The 14,432-nt window shown below is 64.9% G+C and carries 12 protein-coding genes; 7 read left to right on the forward strand and 5 right to left on the reverse strand.

Going from position 1 to position 14,432, the window contains the following annotated elements; genetic code table 11:
• Positions 1–25: 25 nt before the first annotated feature.
• Positions 26–400, reverse strand: a complete 375-nt coding sequence (locus K6I33_RS04355; RefSeq protein WP_229348340.1) for a hypothetical protein — start codon at positions 398–400, stop codon at positions 26–28.
• 358 nt (positions 401–758) lie between these two features.
• Between K6I33_RS04355 and K6I33_RS04360 the strand changes: the two genes are divergently transcribed.
• Positions 759–1,547 (forward strand): GntR family transcriptional regulator, encoded by a 789-nt coding sequence (locus tag K6I33_RS04360; RefSeq protein ID WP_229348341.1) that lies wholly within the window; start codon positions 759–761, stop codon positions 1,545–1,547.
• A 5-nt stretch (positions 1,548–1,552) separates the two neighbouring features.
• The gene (locus K6I33_RS04365; RefSeq protein WP_229348342.1) at positions 1,553–2,311 is read left to right on the forward strand and encodes a glycosyltransferase family 2 protein; all 759 of its coding nucleotides are present in this window, start codon (positions 1,553–1,555) and stop codon (positions 2,309–2,311) included.
• On the opposite strand, the gene K6I33_RS04370 is transcribed toward K6I33_RS04365, so the two are convergent.
• A complete protein-coding gene (locus K6I33_RS04370) occupies positions 2,301–3,059 on the reverse strand; it encodes a GntR family transcriptional regulator (RefSeq protein ID WP_229348343.1) in 759 nt (252 codons plus the stop codon). The two genes, K6I33_RS04365 and K6I33_RS04370, sit on opposite strands and share 11 nt — an antisense overlap.
• 370 nt (positions 3,060–3,429) lie before the next feature.
• Here K6I33_RS04370 and K6I33_RS04375 point away from each other — a divergent pair, with 370 nt between their 5' ends.
• Both K6I33_RS04375 and K6I33_RS04380 read left to right on the forward strand, forming a co-directional pair.
• On the forward strand, positions 3,430–3,732 hold the full coding sequence (locus tag K6I33_RS04375; RefSeq protein WP_229348344.1) for a hypothetical protein: 303 nt from the start codon (positions 3,430–3,432) through the stop codon (positions 3,730–3,732).
• Positions 3,732–4,793, forward strand: a complete 1,062-nt coding sequence (locus K6I33_RS04380) for a GntR family transcriptional regulator (protein ID WP_229348345.1) — start codon at positions 3,732–3,734, stop codon at positions 4,791–4,793. Before K6I33_RS04375 ends, K6I33_RS04380 begins: the two co-directional genes overlap by 1 nt.
• Before the next feature lie 265 nt (positions 4,794–5,058).
• On the opposite strand, the gene K6I33_RS04385 is transcribed toward K6I33_RS04380, so the two are convergent.
• The 3 genes from K6I33_RS04385 to K6I33_RS04395 form a co-directional block, all read right to left on the reverse strand.
• Positions 5,059–5,982, reverse strand: coding sequence for an FkbM family methyltransferase (locus tag K6I33_RS04385; protein ID WP_229348346.1), 924 nt, complete (start codon positions 5,980–5,982; stop codon positions 5,059–5,061).
• Between the two features lie 211 nt (positions 5,983–6,193).
• Positions 6,194–7,732 carry an FG-GAP-like repeat-containing protein gene (locus K6I33_RS04390; protein WP_229348347.1) on the reverse strand — a complete coding sequence of 513 codons (1,539 nt, stop codon included), beginning with the start codon at positions 7,730–7,732 and terminating at the stop codon, positions 6,194–6,196.
• A gap of 82 nt (positions 7,733–7,814) precedes the next feature.
• Entirely contained in the window at positions 7,815–8,327 is a 513-nt protein-coding gene (locus K6I33_RS04395; protein WP_229348348.1) for a hypothetical protein, read from the reverse strand.
• Between the two features lie 366 nt (positions 8,328–8,693).
• Between K6I33_RS04395 and K6I33_RS04400 the strand changes: the two genes are divergently transcribed.
• The 3 genes from K6I33_RS04400 (at position 8,694) to K6I33_RS04410 (ending at position 14,257) form a co-directional block, all read left to right on the forward strand.
• A complete protein-coding gene (locus K6I33_RS04400) occupies positions 8,694–12,659 on the forward strand; it encodes a polymorphic toxin-type HINT domain-containing protein (protein ID WP_229348349.1) in 3,966 nt (1,321 codons plus the stop codon).
• A gap of 534 nt (positions 12,660–13,193) precedes the next feature.
• Entirely contained in the window at positions 13,194–13,733 is a 540-nt protein-coding gene (locus K6I33_RS04405) for a winged helix-turn-helix domain-containing protein (protein WP_229348350.1), read from the forward strand.
• Entirely contained in the window at positions 13,730–14,257 is a 528-nt protein-coding gene (locus K6I33_RS04410) for a transposase (RefSeq protein ID WP_229348353.1), read from the forward strand. The genes K6I33_RS04405 and K6I33_RS04410 overlap by 4 nt, the downstream gene beginning before the upstream one ends.
• Positions 14,258–14,432 lie beyond the last annotated feature (175 nt).

Genomic DNA, 14,432 nt, shown 5'->3' on the forward strand with positions numbered 1-14,432 from the left:
TGTCTTCTGCTGGCCGAGGGCTGGTTCAGACGCGGTAGCGTCGCGGGCCGGTGAGCCGGAACCACCACTGGTAGACGGTCATCACCGCGGCGTATCCGCCGAGGCCAGCCAGGAAGCTCAACAGCCAGTCGGCCCCGAGGTCGCGAGCCGAGTGGCAACCGATGTACGCGGCGAGCAGGGCGAGCCCGAAGGCGATGAGGGTCACGACCTGCCGACCCGTCGTCATCGGTGCAGTGTGCCGAGCGACGAGGTCCAGCCCGCCGGGCTCCGTGAAGCGGCGCATGCCGCCGTATCCGTGGATCATGACGAGCCTGTCGTTCCCCCGGCCGACGACCCCGGCCACGGTGCCGAGGGCCTTGTCGTCACGGGCTCGGACGACGTCGCCGATAGCGAGTTTCATGGTCCCCCCTCTGGGATTGAGGCATGAGCGGCAGCGGGTGTCCGCTGCCGAGTGAGGTTCGGCGAGACCTCTCGTTCATGGACGAGTGGTCTTCACCTCCGGCGTCACCACCTCACTGAGCAGCGACGTCGGAGATCAAAAGCACTCGTTCTCAAGGCGCTCTGTTCAGTTCTCAAGGCACTGACGCTTCCTTCGCGCTCCTCACGGAGACCCTCCGGGCGTCGAAACTCCTAAAGAGGTCTTGTCTTCAAGTCCTCTTTAGGAGTTGCGAAGACTATGGCGGTCGTCACGCCAACTCGTCAAGTCCTCTTTAGGAGTCGTATGCTGAGGGCCGTCGGGCAACAGGACGGTGAGCACCATGGCTAAGGCGTACGAGCGGATCGCCGACGACATCCGGGAACAGATCCGCGCAGGTCAACTCCCCCCTGGCGATCGTCTACCCGCTGAGTCGGCCCTCGCGGAGCAGTACGGCCGCAGCGTTCCGACCATCCGAGAGGCCCTACGCCTTCTGCGGGACGAAGGACTCATCGAGAAGCAGCACGGCCGTGGCACGTTCGTCCGTCAGGCCCGTACCGCAGTAGCGCGCACGAACCTGCGGCACCAGTGGGAGAAGGACCGTGCCCGCGAGCCGGAGCAGCGGCGCGCCGCGACCGGTGCCACCGAACACGACACCGGTCTGACGGTGAACGACCTCGTCTTCCATGCCGCGTACCAGGAGACCAAGGCGCCCAAGGGCATCGCGGAAGCCTTCGGGGTGCCGGAAGGCACTGCGATGGTCGAGCGCACCTACCGGACGCGGTACGCGGCCGAGCGCGCTCCCTTCGCCCTGGTGACCTCCTACCTCGTCCGCGACATGGTCGCGGAGAACCCGGCCCTCCTGGACGCCGCCAATGAGCCCTGGCCAGGCGGCACCCAGAACCAGCTGTTCACCCTCGGGATCGAGCTGGACCGGATCGAGGAACGAGTATCCGCCCGCCCGCCGACGCCGGAGGAAGCAGAGGAGCTGGAGCTGCCGCACGGCACTGCGCTGATCCTCCTGCGGAAGACCTCGTACGACACCAATGGCCGCGTTGTGGAGCTCTCCGACATCGCCCTGCCCGGCGATCGCACGGAAATGACCTTCACCACTTCCCTGGAAAGGTGGTGAGTGCCGTGCAGCGGCGCATCATCATCGTCACCGCAGTGCACGGACCGTCCGCTCACCACCTGCCCGACGCCTATCGGTCGCTCTGCGCGCAGAAGCTCCCCGACGGTTGGGAGTGGCACTGGGTGATCCAGGAGGACGGGAAGAGCGAGGACGTGGCACCGCACGTCCCCGACGACGAGCGAGTGACCTTCTTCCAGGGCCGGCCCGGCGGCCCCGGCGTCGCCAGGACGATCGCGCTCGCCCACGCGGACGGCCAGTACGTGAAGATCCTGGACGCCGATGACCAGCTCCCTGAAGGTGCGCTGGCCCGGGACCTCGCGGTTCTGGAGCAGGACAGCGGCCTCGGCTGGACCACTTCCCGGGTTCTCGACCTGATGCCGGACGGCTCGCTCGTCGGCTTCGACCAGGACCCGGAGGACGGCCCCATCGAGCGCGGCGCTGTCCTCGAACACTGGCGGGCGCACAGCTACCGCGCCCAGGTCCACCCGGCGACCCTCTTCGTCCGCCGCGACCTGCTGCTCGCCCTGGGCGGCTGGATGGCGCTCCCCGCCTCGGAGGACACGGGGCTCCTGCTCGCCCTCGACGCGGTCAGCCGCGGGTACTTCACTCGCGAGGTGGGTCTCCTCTACCGCAAGTGGCCCGGACAGGCGACCGGGCAGGCGGCGCACACGGACTCGGCCGAGCGGGACGCACGCATGGCCGTCGTCGAAGCACGGGCCCAGGCCTTGGCCGACTCCGGCTGGCGGTACCCGGCTACGAGCTGACGGGCACTTCATAGACGATCGCGCAGCGAGCGGCGGATACGACGATGTCCGCCGTCTCGACCGGGCGCCCGTCGTCGCTGTAGTACGTCCGTTCAATGCGCGTGACCAGCGCACCCCGCTGTACGCCGAGGAGGTTCGCCTCCTCGGCGTTCGCATGTCCGGGCTCGGGCTGTTCCACCGCGTGAGTCACGGTGACACCGATCTCGGCCATGCGGCCCACAACACCCTTGCCCGCGTGAGGTCCGCCCTCGGGGAGCACCACCAGCGTGCCGCTCGTGAGGACGTAGGGCTCCCAACTGGTCGAGATCTGCACCGGCTTGCCGTCAGCCAGGAACTCGTACGCGGTCCGCACGCAGAAGTCCCCTTCTGAGATGCCGAGGCGCGCGGCGATGGGGCCCGGAGCGGGGACCTTCGCCTCGGTGCTGCTCTCCCACGTCCCACGCTTGCCGAGCGCGGACATGTCCGCGCGGAACGGCGGCTCTCCGCGGTCCTCGCGCGCCTGAGAGCGGACCACGCGCAGGCGTTCGCGCGGCTCCGCCACGTACGTCCCGGAGCCGGCGCGCCCCTCCAGGATCCCCTGGGAGATCAACAACTCCTGCGCCCGGCGGACCACGTTCTCGCCCACGCCACCACTCTCCCGAGCGAGTTGCGTACGCGACGGCAGCCGATCACCCGGTTGCCATTCCTGGTTGACGATGCGCTGTCTCAGCAGGTCAGCGACGCGGAGATAGGGCGGCTGCTCAGGCATATGGAAAATCTAGTCCACTAGCCTCTATCTTAGTTAACTAGCTTTACGCGCTGTGATCCCGTGGCGACGGAGGACGCCTTGTGCCCACACGCAATGCCCGAACCGAGCGCATGGCGGCTCGCCTCTCAGCCGCAGGGTTCACCCCGCGCGTGACGTACCGGAACGACCACGCCCACATCGAGACAGAGGTCCCGAGCCCGGTCTCCGCCGAGTCGTGGCGGGAGCTCCTCGCGGTGATGGAGACCGCTGACTGGTTCGGGCTGGTCGTGAAGGAGAGCGGCAGCACGGCTTGGGCCGCCATCAACAGAGAAACCCCCGCAACAGAGCACTGTCCGGGGGCGTGGCCATCAGCTTAAGGGAGCTGACAAGCATGGTCGAGACTATCCGCCGCGTCGTGGCTTGGGCCATACGGCAATTCGTTCCCCCGCCCGGACGTCATCGTCGAGGCGCACCGTCGCACAGCCCGGCCGCGACGCCGGTGGCCGCACCTGCGGCGTCCACCTGGCGCATTCCCCGCCAGCCCACGCACGACCCCGAGACGCTCCGCGCCGAGGAGAACGCCCTCGTCCGCCCGTACGTACTGACGGACGAGGAACGAGTCGTGCAGTGGCGTCAGTTGGCTCAGCGGCGAGAGGCCTCCTGCCCGCACCTGATCGTTACGGAGGCCCACTGATGACCAACGCGTCCGTGCCTATCGCTGACGATCTGCGGCGGCAAATCGCATCGGGCGAGCTCAGGGAGGGCCAGAAGCTGCCGGCAGAGTCGAAACTGGCTGCCAGCTACGGGGTCAGCACTCCTACGCTCAGGAATGCGCTCCGCCTCCTGGAAGCCGACGGGCTGCTGGAGAAGCACCATGGCAAGGGCAACTACGTCCGCCGGAGGTACAACCGGATCACGTACCTCCGCGGACAGATCGCCCGCCCGGCCGTCGAGAGGGCTCTACAGGTCCACATCCGAGCACGCGACGTGAAAGCGAACGCCCCGCTCGCAGAACTCCTGGAAGTGGACACGGGTGCGGATCTGGCCGAGTTCGCCTACGTGAGCTTCCTGCACGCGTCGCCGCAGGTGCTGGCGCGCGTGTACGTGCCTCACGCTGTTGCACGGCTCGATATCCCGACGGGCGACCTGTCGCCCTGGGGTGACGACGTCGAAGCCATGCTGGCGGAGGCCGGAGTGCATGTGGCGTCCACAGTCGACCGTCTCGTCACCCGGCTGCCGCGTCCTGACGAAGCGGTGCTGCTCCACATCGCACGAACGGTGCCCGTGACCGCTATCGAGCGCCTGCTGACCGACGGAAATGAACGCATCGTCGCGGCATCGCTGTTGACGCTTCGCGGCGACAGCACGGAAGCCGTGTTCATCGACAAAGCACCAGCAGCGGTCCCGACAGATTCGCCACTGCGCCGGCTGCCCTGGGACACGCCCCATGGAAAACCGTGCTTCCTCAGTTCGGCTGATGCTGCCGACGGAGTAGTGGCCCGCACCGCTGACGCCGTCGAGGCGCATCAGATGAACGCTGCGGTTGTCGTGCTGTCAGGCGCACGGGCAGTGCTGGAGGCCAGTTCGAGTCATCGGGCTATCAGCTTCGCACTTAAGCGGGCGCTGGAATCGCTGGAAGAAGTTTTGAGGATCGCGGAAGGCCGGGGCGCACCGATGCCTCCGACGGACGAGGCGGACCCAGGCACCGAGGCCGGGAGACTCAACAGCGAGGAAACTGCCAGGGCGCCCGAATGACCGCTCCGTCCGAGGAACGCATAGCGCCCCTGTGGCCGCCCGGCCGGTACTGCGGATACTGCACCGGGGACACCGACATCTGGTGCCCGCGCTGCTGCGGATTCGAAGGCTGCTCTACGTGCCGCTGGACGTACCGCGTCCCGTGCCCCGTGTGTGCCGGCGGGAAGCTCGAAAAAATCCGCTGGTGACGGCGTCCTGAAGGAAGGGAGGCCCTCCTCACACGCTTCGGCCCGGCCCCCTCTGGGGGAGCCGGGCCGAACCACGTTCAGGGAAGGGCCTCGGCATCCACCCTGGAGAAGATCAGGTCACTCTCGCCCGCGACCGGCCCCCGTAAGCGAACTGGAACCTTGGCCGGTCCGCTCAGGGCCGCCACGTAGCTCTCAGGCGTGTACTCGTTGGCAAGTCGATATGCGTGGAACCCGTGCTTGGCCATGATGTCCAGCAGCTTTTCCGAAGAATCGCCCAACTTCGCCATACGTTCAGGGGCGACCTCGACGGTGATCTCCACATCGTCTCGAAGCCTGTCGAACATGGGCTCCATGCCCCGAACGACCTTCCCCTCGGCGCCTTCGACATCGACCTTGATCACCCGGGCAGCGCCGATCTCCGAGGGGAGCAGCACCTCCGGTAGCGGCCGGGCCTCGATGGCAAACGTCGACGCGGTCGGCCCGTCGTACGGCACAACGCTGTTCGCTCCCAGGTTGCGAGCACTGGCGAGGGCAAACGTGAGCTCCTCGCGCTTGTCAGAGATAGCGGTGTTAACCGCACGGACAGCCGTGAAACCGTTGAGCTGCGCCTGACGCAAAAGGGCACGGTGGTAGACCGGCGATGCCTCAATAGCTACCACGCGCCCCTGATCGCCAACCAGGCGCGCAGCGAGGAATGCGAAGTACCCGACGTTGGCGCCAACGTCGACGAAGGTGTCCCCGGGCTGGAGACGGCCACGGAGCCAGCACGTCATGTGGGGCTCCCACACGCCGAACATGTAGACGTAGCGCTGGATAAGGTCCCGGGTGTCGACCGCGAACCTCACGCCGACACGCGAGCGGGTGACGACACAGCGATGGTGATTACGCAGCCGCGGATTCAGCCACCGCGCTGAGAGGGCCGCGACGCCGGGTGCTCCAGGGGCGTAGCGGACGTACCACCGACCAACACTGACCACGTGCTCCACAGCACTGGCTCTCATTCCTCTGCACTGTTGTGCGAGATCGGTACCAGGTCAACCCTAGCCGTACTTGGCTGATCGAATTCGATCGATGCCTCGCGCTTCATCTCGTCGCGGCCCGGGAGCGGTCACCGTGACGGCGAGATCTCCGCGAACTATGTCTCCGGACCCGAAGCCCTCACGACGCGACTGTGGCCCCCGTCCGTGAGGACGAGGGCCACAGAGGCGACCGTTAGGGGTTGGTGGGCCACACCGGGCGGCCGACCGCAAGATTGCCCTTGCCGTCACCCTGGTACCAGCGAAGGTCTCCCCGGCCCCAGCGGGCGAAGATGTCGCCCTTGCCGTCGCCGTTGAAGTCGCCGCCCAGGATGTACTGCATGGCTCCCCATTCCTTCGCCGGCCACATGCTGCGGGCGGAGTCGAAGGAGCCCTTGTCGTTGGCGACGTACAGCTGCAGAGTTCCGTCGACGGCTACGGCGACAAGGTCGTCGCGGTTGTCGCCGTTGAAGTCGCCCGAGGTGAGCAGGCGCTTGGTCCAGGTCCTGTCGCCCCACTTCTCGGTCCGCTGGCTGGTCGGAGCGCCATCGGTGCTGGTGGGGTAGGCGAAGAGCGCGCCGTCGTCCCGCACGGCCATCAGGCCGTCGCGAGCCCAGCCCTTGTCCTTGTAGCGCACCACGTGGGACATGGTGCTCCAGGAGGCGTCGTTCCAGACCTTGCGGCCTTCCGCGAGCTTGCCGTCTGGGGTGCCGGCGTACAGTCGCAGGCCTCCGTCGTAGGCGATCGCCATGAGGTCCGGCTTGCCGTCGCCGTTGAAGTCACCCCCGATGATCTTCCGCATGCCGTCCCAGGACTTGTCGTGCCACAGTTCCCGGCCGTATTCGAGGATGCCGTCCGGGCCGCTGTAGAAGGCAACCAGGGATCCGTCTTTGAGTACTGCGGCGATGTCGGTGCGGCCGTCGCCGTTGAAGTCGGCTGCGGTGACGACGTTCGTGGGGGTGTCAGCGCGGGTGGTCAGACGAAGGCGCTGGATCCAGGTGCTGATGTCGTCGACGCGGGCTTCCTTGGCCGCCCGGCTGGTCTGCGTGCTGTCCGCGCCCAGGCAGCCACCGTGTCCGGACATGCTGTTGATACCGACAAGCTCGTAGCGTCCCCCGACCGCACGGAAGGCGGGACCGCCGGTGTCTCCTTGGCAAACGGCCGCATCGTCGGACTTCGGCGTGAGGCCGATCGTGGTGTCGCTCAGCGCGCCGGCTGCGAACTTGCCGTAGTGCAGACGGTCAGGGACCCACTCGTCCTTCGTGCGCCCGTACCCTGCGACCCAGATGTCCTCGCCCGGCAGAGGCTTGTTAACACTGATGTCGGCGACGGCGATCCCGTTGACAGGCTTGTCCAACCGGGCCATCACGAGGTCACGGTCAGGGCGCGGTACGAGCTCGACGACGTCCGAAACCACACCGGTGCCACGCGTCAGGTCCACGCCACCGATCACGGCCGTGGTCTTCAGGCGAGGCGCTCCGGCCGGTACCTGAAGGCTCTGTGTCGGGTTCTCGGCGAAACAGCTGGCAGCGGTGATCAGCCACTGCTGGTCCACCAGGGCTGCGGAACAGCTGCGCTCTCCGCCGATGTCGAGCTTGGCCACGAACGGGTACGACCCGTCCTTGGCGGTGGTGCCGATGACCGCCTGGGAGGGGGCAGCGGACATGAGGCTGGTAGCGACGACCGAAGCAAGGACTCCGGTCACCCACGCTACGCGCGGGCGTGTGACGGGCATTTGAAACTTCCTTTTGAGATACACCAGTCGGTCAATGGCTGACCACGGACCGGGGTGGGACACGCTGTGAGACCTGGAGGATTCAGCCGGTGACGCGCAGTTCAACCAGAACAGCGGGGCCACCGGGTCGTGTGGTTCCCTGCCCGACAGACGTCATCTCGTTCTTGGGCACGTCTACGGTGGTGGTTTGACTGTCGGCGGTGACCTTGGCCCGGACTGCGTAGTCGCCAGCGCTGATGGTGACCACCTTCGGAATCTCAAGGGTCAGGTATCCGGTCTTGCCCGTACCGGTGACCTTGAAGCAATACCTGCCTCGGTCAGCGTTGTTGACGGACGTCGAGTTAACGACGATGTCCTCATCCGTCTTGCAGTCCCCCAAGACGATGTGCCCATCTCCCTTACGCAGGATGATGCCGCGCTCCTGGAGGATCTTCGCCGCATTGGGGTACTCGAAATTCTCAACAGCGTAAGACAGCTGTTCCTCGTCAGCCGACGCCGGCGCGGCTGTCGCCGCTCCCACGGCGGTGCCGATCGCACCGATGGCGGCAACTCCAACGGCGCCAGCCAGGAGCTTCCTGCGCGCGCGAGATATCACTAGGCATTCCTTCCAGGAATCCAAGACGAGGGAAAAGATAAGCCTTAGAAAGGCTAAGGGCAAGATAAAGGTCAGGTCACACCCAACCTACCACCACCTCACATCGCGTCAGCGTGCGGCCAGTTGAGGACTTCACAACCCAACACCAGTTAGGGCTACCCAAGGTAAAGATTCATGACATGTACATGCTTCGCTTTGCCGGGCTGTGACACTGGCTGATTTCGCGATCCCGCTTTCCTGGTGCTACTGGCGGCCTGGTTATGCTCCACCGGCCCACTGAGTGGGCGTCAGTCTTCTGAGAACAGAAAGCATTCAGTGAGAAATCAGCTATATTTGACACGCCCAGGAAGCAGGTGGGCGCCAGGCATGCGTGTGCTCTGCCTGAGCGTACTGCCGGTCGCATTCCTGGTTGGACTACTTGGAACCAACCCAGCCGCAGCTGAGGATGCCAGCACTACGGCAGACCGGAGCCGCGCAGTGGCGTTGTGGGCTGAAGGCGGGCCTGAGGTCAAGGCCGCAGCTGAACTAGCCCTTACCGGATCCGCAGAGGACATCCGTCGCTTTCTGACGCACGACGCGGACCTTGCTTCATTCGCAGATGACCGCGTGTCTGCGGCACGGATGGCCTCACTTGCAGGGCCGAACCTTCGATCCGCCATCCAGGCTGTGCTGAACAAGGGTTCCGCTGAGGAACTCCGCACGTTCTTGAACAACGGCTGGAAGGATCCGCTGGAGGCCGACCAGCGCATCCAGGTCGCGCAGGCGGCCGATGGCGGTGGCCCGGCCATGAAGGAAGCCGCCAAGGCCGCACTTAGCGGATCTGTTGACGATCTCGAGAAGTTCCTCGAGGACACCCAGTTCACCGCGCGTGAGGCCGATGAGCGGATGCGTGCGGCGCAGCTGTTCGACGGCGGTGGGCCAGCGACGAAAGAGGCCGCTAAGGTCGCACTAAAGGGCTCGGCGCTTGATGTCCGCGAGTTCCTCAACGTCGGCCAGTATGTGGCACGTTCACGTGACAAGGAGCGAGCTTCCGTAGCGGAACTGGCACAGCAGGCAGAGGATGCCGGACTGGTCGCCAAGCGCCAGACAGACGCCGCTAAGGAGGCCTCTGACCGTGCGGTGAAGGCATCCGAGCTCGCAAAACAGGACGCACAGCGGGCTGTTGAAGAGACGCGGGCCGCCGGTAGCGATTCTGCTCGGGCCGCATCGGCAGCACGAAAAGCTGCGCGCGCGGCGCAGGGCGCTGCAGCTGCTGCGGAGACCGCCATCAATGCCGCTCAGGCCGCCAATTACGCAGCTCGGATGGCCTCGGAGGCTGCGGCGAATGCCGCCGCGGCGGCTGCTGGCGCAGCCGAGGCCGCTGCTCGTGCGCAGAGTGCCGCGGCGAACGCGGCAGTTGATGCCGCGGGGGCTGAGGTAGCGCGTGAGGCGGCCGAGAATGCCCAGGTCGCGGCGGATGCTGCGCAAAAGTCGGGAGAGGCTGCGAAGCAGGTTGCGATTGCTGCTCGCGCTGCCCAAGACGCGGCCGGTGCCGCTGCCAGTGCGAGTGCTGAAGCCGACATTGCTGCCGGTGCTGCGGACGAGGCCGGTGCACTGGCAGGCGAAGCCAGCGCCGAAGCTGGCCGCGCACGTCAGTGGGCCACCACGGCTCGCGCACGTGCCGCGGAATCGGCGCGTGCGGCACGCAGGGCCCAGGCACTTGCGGGCGAGGCTGCCGCTGCTGCAGACACAGCAGCCGAGGCGGCGAGTTCGGCAGCACGGCATGCCCGCAATGCGGCGAAGGCGGCGGAGGATGCCGCCAAGCATGCCGGCGAATCCGTCACGGCAGCCAAGCAGTCGAACGACCACGCCGCGGCTGCCAAGGAGGCAGCGGACGCAGCCAGTGATGCGGTAGCCAAGGCTAAGAACATCTTCGCTGTCGCGCGCAAGGTCGAAGAAGAGGAGCTGAAGTCCCGTACGGCCATTCGGGTCGCACAGGCCCGGGCCCTGCGGTTTGAGGATGAGCGCCAAAAGGCCGACCTTGGCACCGCGGCCAAGGAACGCAAGGCCCTCGACGAGGAAGCAGCCCGTCTGCTGGCCGAAGCAACAAAGCCTGGGGCTGAAACCAAGGACATCGCTGTCAAGGGCCGCAAGGTCGCCATGCAGGCGTTGAAGACCCGGGGGCCCTGGAGCCAAGTTGCTGCCAAGCGTGCGCTTTCCAGTTCTGACGACACCGTCGTTGAGTACGTCCGCATCCACTGGCAGGAAGCATCACTGGAGGACGAGCGTGAGACCGTTCGCCTGCTCGCTGCCGAGAGCCGCCTCGAGACAGTGAAGAAGGCTGCTGAGGAAGCACTCAAGGGAGACGCAAAGACAATCTCCGAGTTCCTCCGCAGTGGTCAGCACGAAGCCGCACTGGGCGACTACCGTATCCGTGTCGCTCAGATCAACGACGGTGGCGGTCAGGAGGTCAGGAAGGCGGCTCGTGCCGCGATAAGGGACGGATCCGTCGACAAGCTGCGCGAGTTTCTGAACACCACCCAGTACACCGCGCGCGAAGCCGACGAGCGTCAGCAGGCCGCTCAGCTCTACGACAAGGGTGGATCCGAGACCAAATCCGCTGCCAAGGTCGCCCTGGAGAGCCCCCCGGAGCTACTGCACGAATTCATCCGAGTCGGCCAGTACGCCACAGCGCGTCTGGATCACCTTACGGCGACCCACGTTGCGTCTGTTCAGCAGCTGATCTCTCAAGCCGCTGCTACTGCAGCCCTCGCACAGAAAAATGCGGCCGAAGCCGCCACCGTCGCTGCCAAGGCGAATAAGGCAGCCCAGGAAGCCGTCGATGCCGCCAACCGCGCCATAGCCGCAGCCGGGGAAGCTGGAAAATACGCCGACCAGGCAATCGAGTACGCCAAGCAAGCCGCAGCTTCTGCAGAGCAGGCAGCAGCGTCTGCACAGGCCGCAACGAATGCTGCAACAGCAGCAGCAAATGACGCCCAGGCTGCAGAGGTCTACGCTACCCGCGCTGAGACCTCAGCCGCATGGGCAAGCCAATCAGCCGACGAAGCAAGCACTGCGGCCTCCTGGGCTCAGTCGTCTGCTGAAAAAGCCCACCAGGACGCCGCAGCTGCTGAATCTGCTCGGCAAGCCACCAAAAGCAGATTTTACGAGTTGGTCTACGACGAGTACCTGACCGAACTCGTCCAGGAAGCCCAACGGGATCTCAGCGACCAGCAGCAAGCCACTACTAAGGCCATCCAGGATTCACTTCTTCCTATTTACATAGAGGAACAGGCGCGAGGCGAGGAAGAAAAGCAATGCGCAAAGTGGGATCCACGCTGCTACGACGGACTTTTCGGCGGAGTGCTCGATCTCGTTGGCGCCAAAGACGGAGCTGAGTGCCTCCTTGATGGCAAGCTAATCAACTGCGCCATGGTACTCCCCTGGGGAAAACTCATCAAGGGCGGCAAGTACGTCTACAAGGGTGAAAAATTCCTCAAGCGGAAGAATGCAGAAAAGCTCGCAAAGAAACCTCGGAAGAATCGCTCCGGCTGTAACTGCTTCCTGGCTGGCACCAAAGTCCTCATGGCTGATCACTCAGCGAAGAATATTGAGGAAGTCAAGCAAGGCGACAGCGTTCTAGCCACTGATCCGCTTACAGGCACGACGGCATCTCGAAAAGTTTCTCGCCAAATCGTCACCGAAAACGATAAGCACTTCAACGAACTGACGATCTCCACCTCTGGCGGACCGAAGAAACTAACGGCGACGTTCGAGCATCCGTTCTGGAGCCCCTCCCTGCGGGTCTGGGTGGCGGCTAGAAATTTGAAGCCCGGCGCGACACTACTCAGCGACAATGGGGCCGTAGTCCAGGTAGAGGGAAATCGAGCATTCGACCAGCGTGCCCGCACCTATAACCTCACGGTCGACGACCTCCACACGTACTATGTACTGGCAGGCCAGACATCCATCTTGGTCCACAATAGCGATGACGACCCTCGATCTTTCGGGAACCGAATCCCCGAAGACAAGCCTGAGTGGTTCAAGCCGATCGCCCCAGGTACCGCATTGTCTCGATCAGGAAATTACTCTTATGTGGTACTGGGAAGCGGGGAGCTTGTAATCGGAAAAAGAACAGCAGGCCACGTAAGTCTCGCCAAGGGCGGGGAAGTGCTGGCTGCTGGCGAGTTTAAGACGAAGGGGGGTGAGGTTGTATACATTGACAATAAATCCGGGCACTATAGACCTTACGGAAAAAACGCACAAAATGCAGCCGTTGACGCATTCAACAAGAATGGACTCAAGGCCGATGGGAAATACTTCGCCGCATGGGAAAAGCCCATCTGCCCCTAATCCCATTGCAGAATTTCAGGCAGTCACCCAGGACGCCTTGGATCACGCCGATAGCTCGTGCGGGGCTGAGACCCTTGAACCTTATCTGGTTCGAGCGCTCACAATCTTGCAGCGAAATCTAGATTTGAGGCCACAATTCGAGAACGAGCTCATTTCTCTGATTGACCCCATCAAAGAAGGGGTCGTCGAATTGATCTCATTCGTCATGCATGAGCTACGGTGGCCAAAGATCGAGGAAGCGATTAGAGACAAGATGCGCGACCCCGAGAGAAACGTCAGCGACTTTCGCCACTATGAAGCGATGCTGGACGGATTCTCCGATTCATGGAGGGATCGCGACCTCTACGTAAGGTTCGATCGATAGGTCACAACCCTGTAGCCCCACCAAAGATCAACTGGTGGGGCTACAGAATTTTCTGGGACCAGCCAGCGAACAAGTTCGGCGTCTAATATTCACTCAAGTACTGAACTTGATCAGGTGATGTCGGCACTTTTCGTCTGACGGTGGCCGGTGGCCTCCGGTAGCTGTGGGGCGTGAGATACGCGCAGGGCGGCGGGTTGACCGACGCTGGGAGGGGCGCGCGGGAGCGGATCCGGCTGGAGGCCGTGGAACGCTTCGGGCGCGGGGAGAAGAACCGGGAGATCGCGGCTGCGCTGCGGGTGAGCGAGCGGTCGGTGGAGCGGTGGCGCCGGGCCTGGCGCGAACGCGGCGAGGCCGGGGTCCTGACGAAGGGATCGCCCGGCCGCCCGAGACTCGGCCCGAGGCAGATCGCCAGGCTGGAACGGGAATTGGAGCGTGGTCCACTCGCTCACGGCTGGGCGGACCAGCGGTGGACGCTGGCACGGGTGAAGACGCTGATCGGACGGCTGTTCCATGTCTCGTACACGGTCGAGGGCACCTGGCGCTTGCTGAAGCGGCACGGCTGGTCGTGGCAGCAGCCCGCACGACGGGCGATCGAGCGCGACGAGGAAGCAGTGGAGCTGTGGGAGAAGGAGGTCTGGCCGCGGGTAAGAGCGCCGCGGCGGCGTGCGACGGCTGGATCGTCTTCGAGGACGAGGCCGGCCAGTCGATGACGCCGCCGCGCGCCAGGACCTGGGGCCGCATCGGCCGCACCCCGGTCGTGCGGGTGCGGGGCCGGGGCTCAGGACGGGTGTCGATGGCGGGTATGGCCTGCTACAAGCCGGGCGAGCGGTCCCGGATGTTCTACGCGGTCCGCGAGTACAGCGGCCGCAAGGACCAGCCGAAGGGGTTCGGCTGGCGCGACTTACGCGACCTGCTCATCCGGGCCCGTATCCAGCTCGCCGGCCCGATCGTGCTGGTCTGGGACAACGTCCGCATCCACCTGACCGCCCCGCTGCGGGAGTTCATCGCCGCGAACGCCGACTGGCTCACCGTCTTCCAGCTGCCCTCGTACTCACCGGATCTCAACCCGCAGGAGGGCATCTGGTCGCTGGTCAAGCGCGACATCGGCAACCTCGCCGCAGCCGACCTGGCACAGATCACCCGGGCGGTGAAGCACCGGCTCAAGCAGATCCAGTACCGCCCGGACCTGGTCGACGGCTGCCTCGCTGGCACCGGCCTGGCCATGGACGGCTGACCGACATCACGAATTCAAGATCAGTAGAGGGTGTCTGAGAAGTCCCGTTGTCCTCCGTCATCCAATCGAGGCGTTTGACAGCGAACCCAGCCGTCCCGGCTTTCTTGCCAGCGAACCTAGTCGCGCGAGGTGAGCGCGCTGGGGGTGCTGGGTGGCCGTACCGATCGGGGTGGAT

It is taken from the genome of Streptomyces sp. UNOB3_S3, from assembly GCF_020740895.1.
Taxonomy (GTDB): domain Bacteria; phylum Actinomycetota; class Actinomycetes; order Streptomycetales; family Streptomycetaceae; genus Streptomyces.